Origin of the sequence: Proteus hauseri, assembly GCF_004116975.1 — a bacterium.
GTDB lineage: Bacteria > Pseudomonadota > Gammaproteobacteria > Enterobacterales > Enterobacteriaceae > Proteus > Proteus hauseri.
Window position 1 is genome coordinate 1946599 of the sequence record NZ_CP026364.1, and the last position, 20976, is coordinate 1967574.

The 20976-nt window shown below is 37.1% G+C and carries 18 protein-coding genes; 14 read left to right on the forward strand and 4 right to left on the reverse strand.

All coding sequences use genetic code 11. The annotated features are described in order from the left end of the window. Positions 1-87: 87 nt before the first annotated feature. From speFL to ilvN, 6 genes are all read left to right on the forward strand, one after another. Positions 88-189 (forward strand): leader peptide SpeFL, encoded by a 102-nt coding sequence (gene speFL, locus PH4a_RS18420; protein ID WP_106426928.1) that lies wholly within the window; start codon positions 88-90, stop codon positions 187-189. Between the two features lie 137 nt (positions 190-326). Beyond that, entirely contained in the window at positions 327-1319 is a 993-nt protein-coding gene (argF, locus tag PH4a_RS08955; protein WP_129039245.1) for an ornithine carbamoyltransferase, read from the forward strand. A 15-nt stretch (positions 1320-1334) separates the two neighbouring features. After that, positions 1335-2276, forward strand: coding sequence for a carbamate kinase (gene arcC, locus PH4a_RS08960; RefSeq protein ID WP_129039247.1), 942 nt, complete (start codon positions 1335-1337; stop codon positions 2274-2276). A gap of 105 nt (positions 2277-2381) precedes the next feature. Continuing rightward, positions 2382-3893 carry a YfcC family protein gene (locus PH4a_RS08965; RefSeq protein WP_129039249.1) on the forward strand — a complete coding sequence of 504 codons (1512 nt, stop codon included), beginning with the start codon at positions 2382-2384 and terminating at the stop codon, positions 3891-3893. A 444-nt stretch (positions 3894-4337) separates the two neighbouring features. Then, positions 4338-6032, forward strand: coding sequence for an acetolactate synthase large subunit (gene ilvB, locus PH4a_RS08975; RefSeq protein ID WP_129039253.1), 1695 nt, complete (start codon positions 4338-4340; stop codon positions 6030-6032). Positions 6033-6035: 3 nt separating this feature from the next. Further along, complete coding sequence (gene ilvN / locus PH4a_RS08980) at positions 6036-6320, forward strand: acetolactate synthase small subunit (protein WP_129039255.1); 285 nt, start codon at positions 6036-6038, stop codon at positions 6318-6320. A gap of 74 nt (positions 6321-6394) precedes the next feature. Here ilvN and PH4a_RS08985 read toward each other — a convergent pair whose 3' ends face one another. Then, positions 6395-7291 (reverse strand): cation diffusion facilitator family transporter, encoded by an 897-nt coding sequence (locus PH4a_RS08985; RefSeq protein WP_129039256.1) that lies wholly within the window; start codon positions 7289-7291, stop codon positions 6395-6397. Between the two features lie 134 nt (positions 7292-7425). Next, a complete protein-coding gene (locus tag PH4a_RS08990) occupies positions 7426-8004 on the reverse strand; it encodes a helix-turn-helix domain-containing protein (RefSeq protein WP_064718718.1) in 579 nt (192 codons plus the stop codon). A 185-nt stretch (positions 8005-8189) separates the two neighbouring features. Between PH4a_RS08990 and PH4a_RS08995 the strand changes: the two genes are divergently transcribed. The 6 genes from PH4a_RS08995 to PH4a_RS09020 all read left to right on the forward strand — a co-directional run bounded on the left by PH4a_RS08995 (position 8190) and on the right by PH4a_RS09020 (position 15964). Continuing rightward, positions 8190-8936, forward strand: a complete 747-nt coding sequence (locus PH4a_RS08995) for a sulfite exporter TauE/SafE family protein (RefSeq protein WP_129039258.1) — start codon at positions 8190-8192, stop codon at positions 8934-8936. Between the two features lie 196 nt (positions 8937-9132). Further along, positions 9133-10320: an MFS transporter gene (locus PH4a_RS09000; RefSeq protein WP_129039260.1), complete on the forward strand. Its 1188-nt coding sequence runs from the start codon at positions 9133-9135 to the stop codon at positions 10318-10320. A 740-nt stretch (positions 10321-11060) separates the two neighbouring features. Continuing rightward, positions 11061-12407 (forward strand): NCS2 family permease, encoded by a 1347-nt coding sequence (locus PH4a_RS09005; RefSeq protein ID WP_064718721.1) that lies wholly within the window; start codon positions 11061-11063, stop codon positions 12405-12407. Positions 12408-12534: 127 nt separating this feature from the next. After that, positions 12535-13041 (forward strand): GNAT family N-acetyltransferase, encoded by a 507-nt coding sequence (locus PH4a_RS09010; RefSeq protein ID WP_129039262.1) that lies wholly within the window; start codon positions 12535-12537, stop codon positions 13039-13041. A gap of 398 nt (positions 13042-13439) precedes the next feature. Beyond that, complete coding sequence (locus PH4a_RS09015) at positions 13440-15089, forward strand: Na+/H+ antiporter (RefSeq protein ID WP_064718723.1); 1650 nt, start codon at positions 13440-13442, stop codon at positions 15087-15089. Between the two features lie 2 nt (positions 15090-15091). Then, complete coding sequence (locus PH4a_RS09020; protein WP_129039264.1) at positions 15092-15964, forward strand: carboxylate/amino acid/amine transporter; 873 nt, start codon at positions 15092-15094, stop codon at positions 15962-15964. Here the strand turns inward: PH4a_RS09020 and metR are convergent. Next, entirely contained in the window at positions 15879-16832 is a 954-nt protein-coding gene (gene metR, locus PH4a_RS09025; protein WP_129039266.1) for an HTH-type transcriptional regulator MetR, read from the reverse strand. The genes PH4a_RS09020 and metR overlap by 86 nt on opposite strands. 106 nt (positions 16833-16938) lie before the next feature. On the opposite strand from metR, the gene metE reads away from it, so the two are divergent. Both metE and PH4a_RS09035 read left to right on the forward strand, forming a co-directional pair. After that, complete coding sequence (metE, locus tag PH4a_RS09030; RefSeq protein WP_129039268.1) at positions 16939-19212, forward strand: 5-methyltetrahydropteroyltriglutamate--homocysteine S-methyltransferase; 2274 nt, start codon at positions 16939-16941, stop codon at positions 19210-19212. A gap of 190 nt (positions 19213-19402) precedes the next feature. Then, on the forward strand, positions 19403-20230 hold the full coding sequence (locus tag PH4a_RS09035) for a hypothetical protein (RefSeq protein WP_129039271.1): 828 nt from the start codon (positions 19403-19405) through the stop codon (positions 20228-20230). A gap of 97 nt (positions 20231-20327) precedes the next feature. Here PH4a_RS09035 and PH4a_RS09040 read toward each other — a convergent pair whose 3' ends face one another. Next, complete coding sequence (locus tag PH4a_RS09040; RefSeq protein ID WP_129039273.1) at positions 20328-20720, reverse strand: YidB family protein; 393 nt, start codon at positions 20718-20720, stop codon at positions 20328-20330. Positions 20721-20976: the final 256 nt, after the last annotated feature.

Below are 20976 nucleotides of genomic sequence, written 5' to 3' on the forward strand. Positions count from 1 at the left end.
ATTGAGATGATAGTCACAATAATATTATTTCCTATATGTTTCACTTAATCCCTCGTTTAAATATCTATATAGGAGGGTGCTAGTATTATGGAAAATAATAATAGAAAAACGCCTCATATAAGACGTATTACACATATCATGATGTATAAGCAGCGCCAATGCTTTCATTTCTCTGTATTTAACGGATAATTTCTTTTTCTCTCTCTAATAGTACGTATATATTCCCTGATTATATTGACTTTCAATATTATCGGGTGAGTTTCTATTTTTAATAATAACGTATTTTCACTCTATTATTCTCAAAATAATTAGGAGATAGGATTATTATGTCTATTAATATTAAAGGCAGAAGTTTTTTAAAATTACTCGATTTCTCTTCTGATGAAATTCAATATTTATTGAAGCTTTCTAAACATTTTAAATCATTAAAAATAGCGGGAATTCCTCATCGCTCACTTGAAGGCAAAAATATTGTTTTATTATTTGAAAAAACCTCAACACGGACTCGTTGTGCTTTCGAGGTCGCTGGATATGATTTAGGCATGGGAGTGACTTATCTTGATCCTGGTTCATCTCAAATGGGTAAGAAAGAATCTATTGAAGATACTGCGCGGGTTTTAGGACGTTTTTATGATGGGATTGAATATCGTGGTTTTGATCAGTCTCTGGTTGAAGAGCTGGCAGCAAAATCAGGAGTGCCAGTATGGAATGGGTTAACAGATAAATTTCACCCAACACAAATGTTGGCAGATATGCTAACTGTTGAAGAGAATTTTGGCCATTTAAAAGGCTTGAAACTGACATTTTTTGGTGATGCACGTAATAATGTGGCGAATTCTTTAATGGTTGTTTGTGCCAAACTCGGTCTGCATTTTACAGCTTGTGGCCCAGCATCATTAATGCCAGAAGAAGGGTTGGTGAAAGTATGTCGTGAAATTGCGGCTGAAAATGAAGGCTCAATAACACTCACTGATGATATTCAAAAAGGTGCGAAAGATGCGGATGTTTTATATACCGATATTTGGGTATCTATGGGTGAGCCAGATAGCGTTTGGGATGAAAGAATACGTCTGCTAAAAGCTTATCAAGTGAATGAATCAATGATGAAAATGGCAAATCCGCATGCGATTTTCTTGCACTGTTTACCTTCATTCCACGACCGCTTGACGATTATTGGTGAAGATATTTATCAAAAATTTGGCCTAGCCGAAATGGAAGTGGCTGATGGTGTATTTGAATCTCGCCAATCTAAAGTATTTGATCAGGCTGAAAATCGTATGCACACCATTAAAGCAGTGATGTTTGCAACATTAAGCTAAAGCAAGGAGCTTAAAATGCCTAAAAAGGTATTCATTGCTTTAGGTGGGAATGCACTAGGAAATACGCCACTAGAGCAAAAACAAATAGTAAGAAAAACGGCAAAACCGATAGTCGATTTAGTAGAAAAGGGCTACCAAGTGATTATTGGTCATGGTAATGGTCCTCAAGTAGGCATGATCAATTTGGCAATGGACTATGCATCGCAACAAAATATTGGTACTCCTTATATGCCATTTGCTGAATGTGGTGCCATGAGCCAAGGTTATATTGGTTATCATCTGCAACAAGCGATTAATGATGAATTATGTGCACGAAATCTGAATAACGGTTGCGCTACTGTGGTTACGCAAGTCGTGGTTGATAAACAAGATCCTGCTTTTTTATCACCCACCAAACCGATAGGGGCTTTTTATACTAAAGAGCAAGCTGAGACAATTCAAAAAGAGCATGGTTTTCATTTTATGGAGGATGCCGGACGAGGATATCGTCGTGTTATTCCTTCACCAAAGCCATTAGAAATTGTTGAATCTTTGGTTATTAAGCAATTAGTAGAGAATAATGTGGTGGTTATTACTGTCGGTGGTGGGGGGATCCCTGTTATTCGTAAAAATGGTGTATTAGAAGGTGTTGATGCTGTTATTGATAAAGATAACTCCAGTTCTAAATTAGCTGTCGAATTAAAAGCAGAAACTTTATTAATATTAACTGCTGTAGATAAAGTGGCGATCCATTTTAATACGCCTCAGAAAAAGAATTTAGACAAATTAACGCTTTCTCAAGCACAAGAATATATAAATAATGGTGAGTTTGCTAAGGGGAGTATGTTACCTAAAGTAGAAGCTTGCCTTAACTTTATTAAAGAAAGAGGTTCTTCATCTCAAGCTATTATTACTTCATTAGATAATGCGTTATCTGCATTAGAGGGGAAAACAGGTACAACAATAACACTAAATTAATATCCTAATCATCTTTAACTAAAAATTAATTCTAATAATTGACTCTGTTAGATAGATATTACCTCTACTAGCAGAGTTTACTCTCTTATTTAAGTCGAGGACGCTATGAAACTTAAAAAGTTTGCGTTTCCGACCGCTTTTACTATTTTATTTGCAATTACAGTAATAGTGGTTGGCTTAACATGGATTATTCCAGCAGGAGAATATGAACGATTAAGTTATAATTCCGTAGATTCATCATTAATTGTGGCAAAAATAGATGGCTCTAGTGAAATATTACCTGCTACTCAATCAACATTAGATAATTTAAATGTTTCTATTGAAATTGATAAATTTACTGATGGAACAATAAAAAAACCTATTGCGATACCCGGTACTTATGAAAGAGTTGCGCAGCAGCCCAAAGGTATTATGGATATTACCGAAAGCATGGTGAAAGGGACAATAGAGGGGGCTGATGTTATTGTTTTTATTTTAGTGCTTGGTGGCTTAATTGGTGTTGTAAATCAAACAGGTGCATTTAATGCAGGTTTATCAGCACTGGCTAATCGAACTAAAGGAAAAGAGTTTTTAGTGGTATTTGGTGTCACCATTATTTTATCCATAGGGGGAACTAGTTGTGGGATTGAAGAAGAAGCGGTCGCTTTTTATCCCATATTAGTACCAATATTCTTAATTCTGGGTTATGACGCTATTGTTTGTGTTGGGGCTATTTTCTTAGCTTCGTCAATGGGGGCTGGATTCTCAACTGTAAATCCTTTCTCTGTGGTTATTGCTTCTAATGCATCAGGGATAAGTTTTATTGAAGGGATTGGTTTTCGTACTATTGGGCTTATTATTGGCACAATAGGCGTTATTGTTTATTTATATTGGTATTGTAAGAAAATTAAAAAAGACCCTTCTTTTTCTTATAATTATGAAAATGCAGAAAGTTTTAAACAGCGTTTTTTAAGCCATTATGATCCTAATGAGATACTTGATTTTTCTTGGCGTCGCAAAATCATCTTATGCTTATTTGTTGCCGCATTCCCAATTATGGTTTGGGGTGTTATGCATATGGGATGGTGGTTTCCACAAATGGCAGCACTTTTCTTAGCCATCGCCATTGTCATTATTTGTATCTCAGGTTTAAAAGAAAAAACAGCAATTGATGGTTTTATTCACGGTGCTTCAGAATTAGTGGGGGTTTCACTGATTATTGGTTTAGCTCGTGGTGTTAACCTTGTTATGGAACAAGGAAAAATAGCAGATACTATTCTTGAATTTATGTCTCATATGGTTGCTGGAATGCCACCAAGCTTATTCTTAATTGCACAATTATTGGTTTTTATTTGTTTGGGATTTATTGTGCCGTCATCTTCAGGATTAGCGGTATTAGCAATGCCAATTATGGCACCATTAGCGGATGCTGTGGGTGTTCCTCGTTATATGGTGGTATCAGCATATAATTGGGGACAATATATTATGTTATTTTTAGCACCAACAGGATTAGTATTAGCCACATTGCAAATGCTAGATATTTCTTATAATAAATGGCTCAAGTTTATTATACCAATGGTGTTATTTATGTTTGTACTATCAGCGACATTATTATTGGTGCAAGTGGCACTTTTATAATTTGTGATTGATGTATTTATTTAACTGAGTTTGTTTTTTATTATGCTAATAATGCAAGTTAATATAGTTTTTTACTCCAAGCTAAGGGGGAATTTTTGCATCTAACATCAGTGATCAAGATCTCGTTTTTAATGGCAATAAAAAATAAACCGTAAAAAAAGGTTGTTAATTTGTATAAGTTATGTTTTTTTAAATACAGACAACAAATAAACACATCACTAAATAAATTGATAGGTACCCCATGATCATCACTACTCTACTACAAGGCCTACGACTAACAGCGCACATTGCGTCTGCGGTTGTCGTGCGTGTGGTGGTCGTCGGCAAAGCGCCGTAACGGGTCGAATCAACATAGTTTCGCAACCCCGCCGGCGCACAAACCGGGCGGGGTTTTTTATTCTAACCGCCCATTGGAGTCCGGCCTAAAATGAAGGACACAGAGAAATGGGTGCATCACAAGACAATGCCGCAGAAAGAACCTTTACTGGCGCGCAATTAATCGTTTATTTACTGGAACGGCAAGGCATTACAACGGTTGCAGGGATCCCCGGTGGTGCCGCTTTACCTTTGTATGATGCATTGAGCCAAAGCCAATCTATTCGTCATATCCTTACTCGCCATGAGCAAGGTGCTGGTTTTATTGCGCAAGGTATTGCTAGAACTAATGGCAAACCCGCGGTTTGTATTGCGTCGAGTGGCCCAGGCGCCACAAATTTAGTGACTGCTATTGCAGATGCAAAACTGGATTCAATTCCTCTGGTTTGTATTACAGGGCAGGTTTCTTCTGCAATGATTGGTACAGATGCCTTTCAGGAAGTTGATACTTATGGCATGTCTATTCCCATTACTAAACATAATTATTTAGTGCGTGATATTGCAGATTTACCTGAAATTATTTGTGATGCATTTCGTTTAGCCATGTCAGGCAGACCTGGCCCGGTATGGGTTGACGTACCAAAAGATATCCAACAAGCCACTATTACTTTTGATAATTTACCGCCAATTCCACAAAAAGATCTGGTGCCGCCATTTAATACGGATTTGGTTATTCAAGCGGCTCAAATGATCAATCAAGCTAAAAATCCTGTGTTATATCTCGGTGGTGGCATTATTAGTGCTGACGCCTGCAAAGAAGCGATTGAGCTGGCAGAGAAAAATAATCTTCCTACCACCATGACCTTGATGGGATTAGGATTAATGCCACCTTCACATCCTTTGTATTTAGGCATGTTAGGAATGCACGCGGCGCGTAGTACAAACTTTGTGTTAGAAGAGTCAGATTTATTAATCGTTTTAGGTGCCCGTTTTGATGATCGTGCGATAGGTAAAGCAGAAAAATTTTGCTCTAATGCCAAAATTATTCATGTGGATATTGATAAAGCGGAAATAAGCAAAATAAAAAAACCAGATATCGCGATTCATGCTGATGCCAAATCGGTGTTATCACTACTGTTACCACTTATTAATAATAATAAGCGCAGTGAGTGGATAGAGCGCGTAAATACATTGAAACAAGAATATCCACTGGAAATGAAAAACTCAGAAAACATTCTTAGTGGTTATGGCATTGTATTAGCCGCAGCGCGTTGCGTTGATGATGACGCGATAATTACTACAGATGTTGGTCAGCACCAAATGTGGGTTGCACAAGCTTATCCATTAAATCGACCTCGACAATGGTTAACGTCTGGGGGATTAGGTACGATGGGATTTGGACTGCCAGCGGCAATTGGTGCTGCGTTAGCAGAGCCGAATAAAAAAATCCTCTGCTTTTCAGGCGATGGTAGCATTATGATGAATATCCAAGAGCTAGCAACGGCGGCTGAACACCAATTGGATATCAAGATTATCTTGATAAATAATCAGGCATTAGGATTAGTTCACCAGCAACAAACACTCTTTTTTGATAAGCGTATTTATGCTGCGGCTTATCCTTATCAAACTGATTTTATTCGCATCGCTGAAGGTTTTGGATTAGAAACCTGTGATTTAAACCAAGAGGCAGATCCGCAACAAGCATTACAAGCTGCGATAGATAAACCGGGCCCTTGCTTAATTCATGTAATGATTGATATTCACGAAAAAGTATTTCCAATGGTTCCGCCAGGCGCGGCAAATACCGATATGATAGGAGCTTAATTTATGTCACAACAAACACAACCTATCGCGCTAGAGTTAATTGTTCGCAACCATCCTGGTGTGATGACTCATATTTGTGGATTATTTGCTCGTCGTGCATTTAACGTTGATGGCATTCTCTGTTTGCCAATGAAAAATAGTGATAAAAGTCGTATTTGGTTATTAGTACAGAAAGATGACCGTTTAATGCAGATGGTAAGTCAGGTTGAAAAACTAGAAGATGTTAAAGAAGTCAGGTTTAGTGGTGATTTGCGTGTTTTTGAGCAGATGGAAAGCTATTTAAATTAATTAGTTTGTTATTGGCTCTCTCTCAATTATTAAGAGAGAGCCAGAACTTTATAAGGATATAAGCGTATTTTGTTTTAATGATGGTTTTTTTCTAGATGTTGCCTGTCTTCGCATTCCATCTGCAACGTAATATGATTGATATGAAATTGCTCACGAAGTTGTTGCTCAAGGTGAATTCTTAATTCTTCATGATTGGCATTGGGTTGATAAACGATGTGACCACTTAAAATAAGTTTACTTTGTGTGAGTGCCCATAGATGTAAATCATGAGAGTCAATAACACCTTCTGTATTATTAATGGTATCAGTAACCTTAATTAAATCGATACCGCGTGGCACACCTTCAAGTAAAATATTCAGACACTCTTTAAGTAATATCCAAGTTCGTGGGAAGACCATAAAGCCGATTAATACCGCAATAATTGAATCAACAAGCGCCCAACCTGTTAGCCAAATAATCACAGCGCCAATAATGACACCAATTGAGCCCAACATATCAGCCCAAACTTCTAAATAGGCACCTTTTACATTGAGACTTTCGTCTTTTGTACTGGCGAGCATTTTCATTGAAATTAGGTTAACAATAAGACCTATTAGCGCAATGATAAGCATACCAATAGATTGAATTTCAGGAGGGGAAGATAAACGTTTATAGGCTTCATATAAAATATAAAAAGCAACGGCCATTAAAATAAGAGCATTCATGGTGGCTGCTAATATTTCAAAGCGTGCATAACCATAAGTTCGCAAGACATCAGAAGCTTTTCTACCGGCATGAATAGCAATTAGTGCAAGTAAAAGAGCAAAAGCATCTGTCATCATATGCATTGCATCGGAAATTAATGCCAAACTACCGGTTAGATATCCCCCAATAAATTCGACTAGCATAAATGATGATGTTAAACCGAACGCAATTAATAGGCGTGATTCAGGTAATGCTTTTACATCTGCATGTTCATGATTTCCACTCATTCAAGTATCCTTATTGTTTTACAGCACTATTTAAAACATAGCTGAAAATAAATAAAAATAAATTGAGAACACACGATAATAAAATACAGTATAAGTAGTTTATTAATTATCGTGTGATAAAGGCAGAAAAGAGTTTAAGGGCGGTGGTGATAATGTTGTTGATTCGGGCTAGACATAATAACGGAAGCGCGCATATGTCCTTCAACACAAATATAAGAGTGCGGTGCATTACCATGGAATGCGTAAAAATCGCCAGTTTCTAATAATACGGTTTCATCATTAGCAAAGCGCATCATCAGTTTTCCTGAATAGACCATAATATGCTCTTGGGTACCATCGGCATGAGCAGGGCTATTAATAATTGCGCCATGTTTCATTTCAATATGCCAAATTTCGGTAATATTCCCGATACCAATACGGAATTTAAATTCCTGAGCATAATCACCAATAATCGGTTTATGGCGTTCTAAACGAGGATATTCTTCTCGTGTAAAACTAAATAGATCACCTAAAGGGAAGCCAAGGGCTATTGCAATAGCTTCTAGCGTGTCTATTCTAGGATTAGAATCGCCAGATTCTAATTTGGATAATGCCGCCTTGGAGATCCCCGATTTTCTTGATAGCTCATTAAGTGACAAATTTCGGGATTGTCTTAACTGTTTGACTTTATTACCAAGGTATTCATTGGTTTTCTTTGTGGGTTGTGGGTTCATTGCCAATTCAAGATATCATCAGTTTAAAAGTGTTATTCGCATTAGATAATAGCACTAATTAGGCACATTCGGGAAAATGAGACTCTGTTTCTACTGTATTTTGTGAATAGTTTTACGCCATCTGTTCGATTTTCAGTTACTAAGCTAATATCTTGGCTATAAATGATAATTATTCAAGGCTAATTATGATCGAATTGCTCTCTTGGACAGATATTATTGTCTGCCTTCTTACCTTATTTTTTGCTTATATTATATTTGGCATGGCGGGTTTCGGCTCAGCATTAATTGCAGGCCCTGTGTTGGCACTTTATTTACCGTTATCAATAATAGTCCCCTTGCTAGCATTGATTGATTTAACCGCTGCGGTTATTAATGTTTTAAGAGATGGCAAAAAAGCGGATTTTAAAGAGATCCGTTACCTTATTCCCTTAATTATTATCGGAAGTTTAGTTGGCGCTGCTATCTTGTTAACCACACGACCTGATTTACTCTCGCTTCTATTAGGTGTCTTTGCCGCTTGTTATGCGCTGTATGCCTTATGTTGGAAAAAGAAAGAGAGTCATTTTTCTCAGCACTTAGTTTATCCCTTTGGTTTAATTGGCGGTGTATTTAGTGCACTTTTCGGCAGTGGTGGTTTTTTATATGCTATTTATTTATCAGGGCGAATAGTAGATAAAAATACGTTTCGTATTACTCAAACAACGTTAATTGGTTTTAGCACATTAACGAGAGTTATTATTTTTCTTTTTGCTGGAATTTATTGGCAATTAGAGATTGTGCAATTGGCTCTTATCTTTTTGCCAGCGATGATAGCGGGTATTTGGTTAGGCCGACATTTCACTTTACGGATGTCTAAAGCGCGATTTATGAGTGTGATTTACACTATTGTTTTAATTTCTGGCACTGTATTGATTTATCGTTACTTCGCTTAAGATTAAAGCCAATTATTATGTAAACGAGAATATTGTGAAAGCGAGAGATCGAGTTACTACAAATTAAGATCTTTCGCTGGTTTCTTACTATTTTTAAGCATGTTTATCTATTTCTAATCCCCTATAATACGACAATATTTTATTTAACCCATTTCCTTTATAAAGAGGTTTCTACAGCCAGTAGAAACAAAATGACATGTCTCATCCTAATTATCGTCAATCTGAAATTTTTGCGATAACAACTATTACGGTAAGCATTGGGGTTATCGGTATTGTTATCGGATTAACTATTCCTATGGTGGCATTACGCCTTAATTTAGCGGGAATTAGTGAATCTATTATTGGACTTATTTCGGCTGCGCCTGCAATTGGTATGTTAATTATTTCGCCTTTTGCACGACGTATTGTGCAATGGTTTGGTAAACGTTTTGCGATGTTATTGGCGACAATGCTATCTGCTATTAGCTTGTTGCCTTTAATGGGCACATTACCGCTTGAGTTACTCTTTCCTTTACGGCTTATTACAGGGATTGCTAGTGGAGTGATGATTTGTTTAGGCGAAACATGGATTAATGAGCTTTCGCCAGATAACAAAAGAGGGCGTATTTTAGCGGTATATACAACAGTGTTCACTATTAGCCAATTATTAGGGCCTTCTATTATTGCGCTTTATGGCGTCGCGGATAAAACACCTATTTTAATTAGCATTTTTATTCACCTTATTTCTATTGTTCTATTTTTAATGATGGATCAGAAAAAAGGCGACAAATTACCAACAAATACTGAAGAGCCTAATTTTTCTATTTTCCGCTTTGTTAAAGTGGCACCTGCTATTTGTGGTGGTATTTTATTTTTTGCTTTTTTCGACGGCACGGTATTGTCGATGTTCCCTATTTATGGTTTAAGCCTTGGGCACACGGAAGCGATAGCTGCAATGATGATCAGTGCCATTCTTGCGGGTGATGCCATTATGCAAATGCCATTTGGTTGGCTTGCTGATCATATGAATCGGACAAGGTTATATCGTATTTGCGGGGTGATCACACTACTTTCTAGCTTGTTATTGCCAGTGACTATGTCTCATCCTATTTTAATTTGGCCTCTTTTATTAGTATTGGGTGCAACTGCGGGCGCAATTTATACCATCGCATTGGTACAAATTGGACAATATTTCTCTGGTAATGACTTAATGGTAGCAAATGCTTCTGCAGCGATGTTATGGGGGATTGGGAATCTTTCTGGGCCACTCCTTGCTGGTGCAATGTCTGAGATATCGTCGTCATCGTTGCCTTTTTTGCTCGTTGTGATGACGGGGCTATTTTTACTTTCGACATTAGAGCGTTTTAATGTGGGTGTCGATGCACTAAACAAGAGTACTCCGTAATGGAATGCTTTATTTAATCGTTTTTTCATCTACTTAATGTAAGTTGTAGAGTGCGATAGTTAAGTAGGTGATATACAGTAAGTCTTATTTGTTTTCTATTGTTTATCTAAATCATTTCTTTCTATTTTGTATCTTTCTTAAAGATAGTCTTCTATCCATTTGTTTTCTATGAATTGAATATAATTATCATTTATATCTAGGTTATTTAACTTAGTTTATTAAGAATAATCTAGAAATATTAATATTTAATAGGAAATTATTTGCTAAAACTGTTCGAGCTCAACTAACTTTATAGTAGTACATGAGTGCTTTTTAAGCAGATTAATGATGAAGAATTGAATGATTAATAGCCAAGCTAGGGAAATGTAGAAAAAATAACAATAGAATAATATATTAATTAAATTTAATTATTTACATGGTAAATATTGAAAATTTTATTAATAATGAAAAATCAAATTTAGAAGAGTGTAGGTCACTATGCTCTTCTTTTCTTTTTTATCCCTTTTGAACTATCTTTTTATGATTTTTTTATGTAAAAAGCATTTTTTTGCTTGATTGTTACCCTAAATTCACCAGATAATCGTTTGCGTCAAATTCTATTGCTTTATCCACGCTAAAAAACAAACGTTTGCGCCTAAATTTCTTCTCCTCATTTTTACTCCTGAAGAGGATGTTGTTATTTATACGTAATCGTTTTCGTATTGATGGATAGAGAACCGTATTTATGTCAGAGGAATGTAATGTCCGCTAATCAATCAGCAGCAACAGGTAAACTAGATAACTATTTTAAACTTACCGCTCGAGGAACCACGGTTCGTAAAGAAATGATCGCAGGTTTAACAACATTTCTTGCTATGGTGTACTCTGTTATTGTCGTTCCTAGTATGTTAGGACAAGCCGGTTTTCCACATACTGCAGTATTTATTGCCACTTGTTTGGTTGCAGGTTTAGGCTCCCTGTTAATGGGATTGTGGGCTAATTTACCAATGGCGATAGGTTGTGCGATTTCGCTAACAGCATTCACAGCTTTTAGTCTTGTTTTAGGGCAAAATATTTCGGTTCCTGTTGCTTTAGGTGCCGTATTTTTAATGGGCTGTTTGTTTACTTTATTTTCTTTAACTGGCATTCGAACTTGGATATTAAAAAATATTCCTACAGGTATCGCGCATGGTGCAGGTATTGGTATCGGATTATTTTTACTTTTAATTGCGGCCAACAGCGTTGGATTAGTCATAAAAAATCCTTTTGAAGGACTTCCTGTTGCTATGGGCGAATTTACTTCGTTCTCTGTTTTAATGTCTATTGGTGGACTTGCTGCGATTTTTGGCTTAGAAAAACGTAAAGTACCCGGTGGCGTATTATTAGTGATTATTGCTATTTCTATTATCGGGCTTATTTTTGATCCTAATGTAAAATATCAAGGCGTATTTAAAATGCCTCAATTAGGTGAAGAAGGACTTTCTTTATTATTTGCAATGGATATTAAAGGTGCTTTACAGCCATTAGTATTACCTAGTGTGTTAGCTTTAGTCATGACTGCCATTTTTGATGCTACAGGCACGATTCGCGCTGTTGCAGGTCAAGCTAATTTACTTGATAAACGTGGGCAAATTATCAATGGTGGTAAAGCGTTAACATCGGATTCAGTAAGTAGTATTTTTGCAGGGGTCATTGGTGCAGCCCCTGCCGCAGTTTATGTCGAATCAGCCGCAGGAACCGCAGCAGGTGGTAAAACCGGATTAACAGCAACGGTTGTTGGGATCTTATTTTTACTTATTCTCTTTTTATCGCCACTATCTTATTTAGTGCCCGCTTATGCAACTGCGCCCGCTTTAATGTATGTAGGATTATTAATGTTAGGTAATGTCACTAAGCTCGATTTTAGTGATTTTGTTGATGCTATGTCAGGCATGGTTTGTGCTGTATTTATTGTTCTTACTTGTAATATTGTCACGGGCATTATGCTAGGTTTTGGCTGCTTAGTTATTGGCAGAATATTCGCTGGCGAATGGCGTAAACTCAATATTGGTACAGTATTAATTACCATTGCGTTAGTGGCATTTTATGCGGGTCACTGGGCAATTTAATTTAAATAATCAGGTTTAATAACAAAAGGCGGAATATATCTTTATTCCGCCTTTTTGCTATTTATTTATCTACTTTTATTCGCTATTGTCGAAATTAAGGCTAGTTATTAAATAGTTGGTAGAACATATGCAAGAAATAAAAATTCGACATAGTGAACCTGAAGATGCGGGTGCAATACAGCAATTGTATATGCATCCTGATCTATATATATGTACTTGTCAGTTTCCTTATCCTTCCGTCACAACATGGAAAAAACGACTTACTGAATTTGCAGAGCAAGGTGTTCCTAACTTTGTTGCGACTATCGATGATCAGGTTGCTGGGCATTTAGCGTTGATCCTTGATTCACATCCTCGACGTCGGCATATTGTCAGTTTTGGTATTGGTGTTGGTGCTGAATATTCAGGAAAAGGTGTCGGAAAATTATTAATTAATACGGCGATTGATTATGCTTTCAATTGGTTAGCTGCGACTCGATTAGAATTAGAGGTTTATTCAGATAATGAAAAAGGGTTGCATCTGTATAAAAAGTTAGGGTTTGAAGTTGAAGGTATTCGTCGAAATGCTGCATTTAAAGAAGGCAAATACTGTGATGTTGTTATGATGGCACGTTTCAAAAATATTGAAGCGTAAGTTGAATACTCTATTTTAATAACTATTTTTTATAAATATCGTTTTTCATCGGCTAGTTTTTTCTAACTATTGTATGTTTTACGTTTTTATACTCTCTATTACATTGATAGAACAAAAAATAGGAATAAAAACGTATTCTTTCTTTTTCATATGCCGTTAATAAAAGTACGCTTATCTCTTAAGAGATAAATGTGTTCTAGCAATTAAAGTGCGATTAATCTTAATTTTAAATGATTACTCATGGGTTAAAGAAGAATCAGTTTAAAATAAGAAAAGGTAAAGAATAGGCATAGTGCTTAGATTTTACAGGTGTGTATTCTTTATCATTAAGTAGGGGTTCTTTTCATCTAGCGTGAAGATAGCAGTTTTCAGGGTAAAAATGGGCATGTAAGGGTAACATGGAAATTTTCTTTACTATTTTAATTTTAATATTGGTGGTTTCAGTTTCAGGTTTAATTACAAAAGTTATTCCTTTTCGTATTCCGTTACCATTAATACAGATTGTTATAGGGGCTTTATTGGCATGGCCTCAGTTTGGTTTGCATGTCACATTTGATCCTGAATTATTTCTCGTTCTATTAATTCCACCGCTGTTATTTGTTGATGGCTGGAAGACACCAACGCGTGAGTTTATTCAAAATGGGCGTGAAATTTTCATCCTTGTGCTTGTGCTTGTTATGGTCACGGTTGTGGGTATTGGCTATCTTATTTATTGGATGATGCCAAGTATTCCTCTGATTTCTGCTTTTGCCCTTGCCGCAGTTCTTTCACCTACAGATGCTGTCGCACTTTCTTCTATTGTGGGGAAAGGACGAATACCTAAACGAATAATGGGTATTTTAGAAGGCGAAGCGTTAATGAATGACGCTTCAGGTCTGGTTGCTTTAAAATTTGCTGTTGCAGTCGCAATGGGCACTATGGTGTTTACTGTTGGTGGCGCAACACTTGAATTCTTTAAAGTTGCTGTGGGTGGTTTGCTTGCCGGTATCGGTGTGACTTTAATTTACAGCAAATCATTAAGATTAATGAGCCGTTGGAGCGGTGATGATCCTGCGACACAAATTGTCTTTATGTTGTTGCTACCTTTTGCTTCTTATTTAATTGCAGAGCATATCGGCTTTTCTGGAATTCTTGCGGCAGTTGCGGCCGGTATGACAATTAGTAAATCCGGCGTGATTCGTAATGCGCCTTTAGCTATGCGTTTACGCGCTGATAGCGTTTGGTCAATGTTAGAGTTTGTGTTCAATGGCCTTGTGTTTATTATGCTGGGGCTACAGCTTCCTGTTATTTGGACTAGCTCTGTTATTCAAGCCGATTTAGATCCAGAAGTGGAAGTTTGGATGCTGTTTGCGGCTGTATTTGTGATTTACTTAGCACTGCTCATTTTGCGTTTTACTTGGTTATGGCTGATGAAAAAGATAAGCCGTATCTTTATGAAAAAGCATCCTTTAGACTTTTCAAATTACACTACTCGTGAGCTATGGTTGTCTTCTTTCGCCGGGGTTCGTGGGGCGATAACATTAGCTGGTGCACTCTCTATTCCGCTATTTTTAACTGATGGCAGTACATTCCCTGGACGCTATCAAATTATCTTTATCGCAGCTGGGGTTATTTTGCTGTCTATTTTGGTGGGGATTATCTCGCTGCCTTTCTTACTAAAAGGTATACAGGCAACAGATAAAGAAGCAGATAAAAACGAAGTGCGCTATGCCAGAAAAGTAATGGCAGAAGTGGCTATTGTTAGTCTTAATAAAATGGAAGAGCGTTTAGCCGCAAGTACTGAAGAACAATTAGATGCAGAAGAAATTAACGAAGTTGCATCTCGTGTAACGGGATATTTAAGGCGTCGAACCGCCACGCAAGATGAGATGGTTCATAATATGTTGGAAGAAGATCTCGAAAGACGTTTTCGTTTGACAGCATTACGTGCTGAACGTGGTGAACTTTATCATTTACGTGCAACTAGAAAAATCAGCAATGAAACCCTTCAATTATTGCTACATGAGTTGGATTTAATGGAAGCATTGTTAGTAGAGAAAGATAATTAATTATGTGGCTGCTCGTTATTACAACCCTGTTATGGGCAGCCTCTTTCAGCTTGATCGGCGAATATCTTGCGGGTCAGGTTGATAGTTGGCTTTCAGTTCTTATTCGCGTCTCTTTAGCCGCTTTCGTTTTTTTACCTTTTTTACGTTGGAAAGGTATTAAAGCTAAAGTGATTTTGCTTTATATGTGTGTGGGCGCGTGTCAGCTAGGCATTATGTATTTATTTGTTTTTCATGCTTATAACTACTTAACTGTTGCCGAGTTTTTGCTTTTTACTGTACTAACTCCTCTTTATGTCACGCTAATTTATGATTTATTAGAGCGTCAGCGGCTACGCTGGGGTTATGTATTTAGCTCGCTGCTTGCTGTATTGGGCGCGGCAATTATTCGTTATGACCATTTAAGTGATGATTTTTGGTATGGGCTGTTATTAGTTCAGCTTGCTAATATTTTCTTTGCTATCGGACAAGTGGGATATAAACGACTAATGGAGATCCATCCTATTCCTCAACATCATGCATTTTCATGGTTTTATATTGGTGCATGTGTGGTCGCATTGGTAGGGTGGATATGTTTTGGTGATGGACAAAAAGTACCAACAACTTCATTGCAATGGGGTGTATTACTTTGGTTGGGAATTGGTGCTTCTGGAATAGGCTACTTTATGTGGAACTACGGCGCCACACAAGTGGATGCTGGAACCCTTGCTATTATGAATAACATGATGATCCCAGCGGGATTATTAGTGAATTTTTCTATTTGGCAGCAACATCCTAATTGGCCTAGTTTTATCATAGGCGCGAGCTTAATTGTGGCATCTCTATGGATCCACCGGCGTTGGATCCACCGACCTGCTTCACAAAAGGAAGGCTGTTAATCGCATGCTGACACGCTGAGCGTATAAATTCACGAATTGCCGGTTGATGTTGTTCTCCTGCTCTATTTGCAGCATATAACCGGCTCCATAGCCCTTCACCTAATGTTTTTGTCACCACTAGTCCTTGTTTTTCAAAATTCTCAACGGCCCAATGAGGTAGTGCAGCGATCCCCATGCCTGCAGCAACCATTTGTATTAATAACAGTGTGTTATCAACATGCTTAAAATGTGGCGTGATACCTGCTGGTTGCAAAAAATGACGCCATACATCAAAGCGTTCTCTTTGTACCGGATAAATAAACAGTGTTTCTGAAATTAAATCTTGTGGCTGAATATGTAAGCGATTAGCAAGAGGGTGATCCGGTGATAAAATCAGTTTCACTTCATAATCAAACAGTGGAGTATAGTTTAAACGGGGATCGTCTAAAATATCTGAAGTGAGCACCACATCTAACTCTTGCTGTAATAAAGCAGGTTGAGGATCGAACGTCACACCTGAATGAAAATCAACATTTACTTCAGGCCATGCTTGGCGATATTGCTGTAATGCGGGTGTTAACCATTGAATACAACTATGACATTCAATAGCAATATTGAGATTATCACTTCCTGGTTCATTGCATTCCTCAATAGCCCTACGCACGATAGGCAATACCTCTTGCGCTAAGCGTAATAACACTTCTCCTTGTGATGTAAAGCGCAAAGGTTGACTTTTGCGTACAAAAATTCGATAGCCCAAACGATGTTCTAATTCACTAAATTGATGTGAAAGGGCTGATTGTGTTTGGTGTAGCTGATTAGCAGCATTGGCCAGAGAGCCTGTTTGCTTAAGAGTCAGTATCGTTTTTAAATGTTTTATTTCTATCATGAGAAACCTTCAGGTTGTTGATGAAAAATTTGCGCTTGTGATTTATACACTACCTGTAGATTATGGATGTGTAAACATCTAGACGGCTAAAAATAGGATTTTAATTATGACAATTCGCAATCACACACTTGGATTCCCGCGTATCGGCTTAGATAGAGAGCTAAAAAAGGCGCAAGAAAATTATTGGGCAGGTAAAATTTCTCAAGCAGAATTAATTGAAGTTGGTAAAACACTACGTGCCCGTCATTGGGAACAACAAGCTAAAGCGGGTGTTGAATTATTACCCGTAGGGGACTTTGCTTGGTATGACCAAGTATTAGGAACTAGCCTATTACTGGGTAATGTACCTCCTCGTCACCGTAATAAAGAAGGTACATTAGATCTTGATACCTTATTTAGAGTTGCTAGAGGTAGAGCGCCTTCTGGCGAGCCGGCTGCTGCATCTGAAATGACCAAATGGTTTAATACTAACTATCACTATATAGTTCCTGAGTTTCAACAAGGACAATCTTTCACGCTGGCATGGAAAGAGTTATTAGATGAAGTAGACGAAGCGTTAGCTTTAGGCCATAAAATAAAACCTGTTCTATTAGGTCCTGTAACCTATTTATGGCTTGGTAAAGTTAAAGGCCCTGAATTTGATAGATTAACGCTTTTAAAAGAGATCTTGCCTATCTATCAACAAGTTCTTACTGCATTAAAAGAAAAAGGTATTGAGTGGGTACAAATTGATGAACCCGCATTAGTCCTTGATTTACCAGTAGAATGGCAAAATGCGTATCAAATTGCATATCAAGCATTATCAGGACAAGTAAAACTGCTATTAACAACGTATTTTGATGGTATTTCTCATCATCTTGATATTATTAAAAAGTTACCTGTAGATGGACTTCATGTTGATATTTCAGCAGGGCAAGATGATATTCAACATTTACACCAAACACTACCTGAAAACTGGGTGCTCTCGTTAGGAGTGATTAATGGTCGAAATGTTTGGAAAGCGGATTTAGCACAGCGTTATCAGCAAGTTGTTACATTGAAAGATCTGCGTCCACTGTGGGTAGGTACATCATGCTCGCTACTGCATAGCCCAATTGATTTAAATGCAGAAACGAAATTAGATGAGGAAGTTAAAAGCTGGTTTGCCTTTGCTATTCAAAAATGTGAAGAGCTTGCTTTACTGGCTAACGCGTTAAATGCCCCACAGGGTGAATATGATAAACAACTGGAGCAATATAGTGCACCTATCCGCCAACGTAAACATTCGGCACGTGTAAATAACGCGCAAGTTGCAGCTCGTTTAGCCGCCATTAATGCTCAAGATAGTGAAAGAAACTCACCTTATACAGAGCGTGCACAAGTGCAGCGTGCTCGTTTTAACCTACCATTATGGCCAACAACGACTATCGGTTCATTTCCACAAACAACGGAAATTCGTACTGTACGTTTAGACTTTAAAAAAGGGCGCATTGATACCGCGGCTTATCGTACAAATATTAGTGAGCATATTAAACAAGCTATAGCAGAGCAAGAAAGCCTTGGCCTTGATGTATTAGTGCATGGTGAAGCAGAACGTAATGACATGGTGGAGTATTTTGGTGAGCATTTTGATGGCTATGTGTTTACACAAAATGGCTGGGTTCAAAGCTATGGTTCTCGTTGTGTAAAACCGCCTGTTATTATTGGTGATATTAGCCGTCCTGAAGCCATTACTGTTGATTGGGCTACTTATGCACAAACATTAACGGAAAAACCAGTAAAAGGAATGCTAACAGGGCCTGTCACTATTTTATGTTGGTCATTCCCTCGTGAAGATGTCAGTCGTGAAACTATTGCAAAACAGATTGCTTTAGCACTACGTGATGAAGTCGATGACTTACAAAAAGCAGGTATTGGTATTATCCAAATTGATGAGCCTGCTTTACGTGAAGGGCTGCCATTGCGTCGTGAAGATTGGCAAGCTTATCTTAACTGGGCGGTTGATGCCTTTAAGTTAAGTGCTGCTATCGCTGATGATGAAACACAAATTCATACTCATATGTGTTATTGCGAGTTCAATGACATTATGGATTCAATAGCGGCCTTGGATGCGGATGTTATTACTATTGAAACATCGCGCTCAGATATGGAATTACTTGAAGCATTTGAACATTTTGATTATCCAAATGAAATTGGGCCAGGTGTTTACGATATTCACTCGCCAAATGTCCCTAATGTAGAGTGGATTATTGCTTTATTAAGAAAAGCACAATCAAGAATTCCAGCAGAACGCTTATGGGTAAATCCAGATTGTGGTTTAAAAACAAGAGGGTGGGTAGAAACACGTGCCGCATTAGCTAATATGGTCGAAGCTGCTAAATATTTACGTCAAAATGCATAATATGTAGTAATTATTTCATTTAAATTAGCTCACTTTTTTAGGTAAAATTAAATATTTATAAAGTGAGCTTTTTTATTATTAATTATCTATTAAACAGCATGTTGAGAAAATATATAGAAAGTAAAAATAAGATTGAATCTTATTATTGATATTATAAACAGTTGCTATACTGCGAATACTATTTAATTTTATGGATATTATTCTTGTGCAAGATAGCATTAAACTTTCGGATAAAGTATTAGACGCTTTCCCCACTAGAGCATTAAAACTCACACCGTTAAGAGGCGATGGCGGACTATTTCGCACCTTATTTTTAGTTATTACGATGCTAGTAATGACTCTATTCAGTGCCTACCAAATTCCTAATATTCTTTATGATTATAAAATTAGTGAAAATGCTGTACCTGTAGATGCTAATATTAAAGGCTCCTGTCGTTCTCAACTTCTGATCATCACTAATTGTAGTGTTGATTTGAGTTATAAAGGCAACCAGGTTTCTCGTAATTTTACCTTCCTTGATTTAGGTTCAAAGGATGTACTTGTTGAACCCGTTGCTGATGCAAACGATATGAGTAAAATGACGGTGGATGTTGCAATAGATAATATGTGGCTTCGTTTAATTAGTACGATTATTTTTGTTGGCTTATTTGGTTTTAGTGTGTTCTTTTTTATTTATCGCCAAATACTCACGAGTAAAGTAAAAAAAGCATTATTATCAGTTGGTGAAAAACCATTAAAACTGGCTGCTATTCCCGCGAAAGTTGTTTCAAGTAATAAGCAATTTATAGCAACGTATAAAATTAATTTGTTAGGGAAAACAATCTCTGTTGCTTATTCTGGTAATAAAAAAACACCCCCTATGGTGATAGAAGTAAATGGTAAAACTTATGTACTGGTTGTTTACTCTCCACAACAAAATATTCCATACGCGTTAGATGTACCATTAGCTCGAATTCAAGCAACAGCTGAAGAGAAACAACGTTTTCATGAAGCATTAATAGAAGAAGGGTTGTTGTAGTTTTATTAATGTTTATGGTGCGTTTTCTCACAGTTATTTGGTACAAGGTGAGAAAACGCCAGTAATAAGACTAATAAGTTAATTCATTGGTGTATTATCAGCCGCCAAAAATTTTGGCTTTTAATATATCCATTCCTGCACTAACTAAATCTAAATTCTCAGGAACAACTCCATCAGGCGTTACTTTATCAATGAGTTTTGGTAAATATTGAGCTGCCATTTCAGAAGCCTCACCTGTACTCATATTAATTTTTGTCGCTAATTCATTAATAACGGGTAATGAGAAAATCTCAACAATCTGCTCTGCATTGATAGGTAAGTTTGCACTTGTTCCTATCCAAGATTGAATAAGTTCACCTAAACCGGCAGAGTTAAATTGTTTAATTAAGCCATCAATTCCTCCCTGAGATTCAACCCAGTCTAGTACTGTTTTGTATTGATTGATTTTTTCACCACCAAGAAGGTTTGCGATTTGGTTAAATAAGCTCATGGTTACTCCCGTGACAAGGCCATGTTGTCACACAATTAAATATTCATTTTAAAGGCGGGTAGTGTACGTGAAGTTATTATATTCATCTATACTGTAAGAATCGTTTATCAAATTAACGACAAATAAAGAGAAAGCTTATTAATATGCGCTTTTTTAGGGAATGATTTCGCCGCTAATTTTTGCAGCCATTATTGATGAAATGACGTTTGAACACGGACAGTTTGTGATCTTAATCACATCTTTATGAAATTGTTTC

Coding starts and splice junctions, on each gene's coding strand:
- PH4a_RS08995 (WP_129039258.1), top strand. CDS start 8,190: ATGATCGAATTGCTCTCTTGGACAGATATTATTGTCTGCCTTCTTACC.
- PH4a_RS09035 (WP_129039271.1), top strand. CDS start 19,403: ATGGATATTATTCTTGTGCAAGATAGCATTAAACTTTCGGATAAAGTA.
- PH4a_RS09015 (WP_064718723.1), top strand. CDS start 13,440: ATGGAAATTTTCTTTACTATTTTAATTTTAATATTGGTGGTTTCAGTT.
- arcC (WP_129039247.1), top strand. CDS start 1,335: ATGCCTAAAAAGGTATTCATTGCTTTAGGTGGGAATGCACTAGGAAAT.
- PH4a_RS09040 (WP_129039273.1), bottom strand. CDS start 20,720: ATGAGCTTATTTAACCAAATCGCAAACCTTCTTGGTGGTGAAAAAATC.
- ilvN (WP_129039255.1), top strand. CDS start 6,036: ATGTCACAACAAACACAACCTATCGCGCTAGAGTTAATTGTTCGCAAC.
- argF (WP_129039245.1), top strand. CDS start 327: ATGTCTATTAATATTAAAGGCAGAAGTTTTTTAAAATTACTCGATTTC.
- metE (WP_129039268.1), top strand. CDS start 16,939: ATGACAATTCGCAATCACACACTTGGATTCCCGCGTATCGGCTTAGAT.
- PH4a_RS09000 (WP_129039260.1), top strand. CDS start 9,133: ATGTCTCATCCTAATTATCGTCAATCTGAAATTTTTGCGATAACAACT.
- PH4a_RS08990 (WP_064718718.1), bottom strand. CDS start 8,004: ATGAACCCACAACCCACAAAGAAAACCAATGAATACCTTGGTAATAAA.
- PH4a_RS09010 (WP_129039262.1), top strand. CDS start 12,535: ATGCAAGAAATAAAAATTCGACATAGTGAACCTGAAGATGCGGGTGCA.
- PH4a_RS08985 (WP_129039256.1), bottom strand. CDS start 7,291: ATGAGTGGAAATCATGAACATGCAGATGTAAAAGCATTACCTGAATCA.
- metR (WP_129039266.1), bottom strand. CDS start 16,832: ATGATAGAAATAAAACATTTAAAAACGATACTGACTCTTAAGCAAACA.
- PH4a_RS08965 (WP_129039249.1), top strand. CDS start 2,382: ATGAAACTTAAAAAGTTTGCGTTTCCGACCGCTTTTACTATTTTATTT.
- ilvB (WP_129039253.1), top strand. CDS start 4,338: ATGGGTGCATCACAAGACAATGCCGCAGAAAGAACCTTTACTGGCGCG.
- PH4a_RS09020 (WP_129039264.1), top strand. CDS start 15,092: ATGTGGCTGCTCGTTATTACAACCCTGTTATGGGCAGCCTCTTTCAGC.
- speFL (WP_106426928.1), top strand. CDS start 88: ATGGAAAATAATAATAGAAAAACGCCTCATATAAGACGTATTACACAT.
- PH4a_RS09005 (WP_064718721.1), top strand. CDS start 11,061: ATGTCCGCTAATCAATCAGCAGCAACAGGTAAACTAGATAACTATTTT.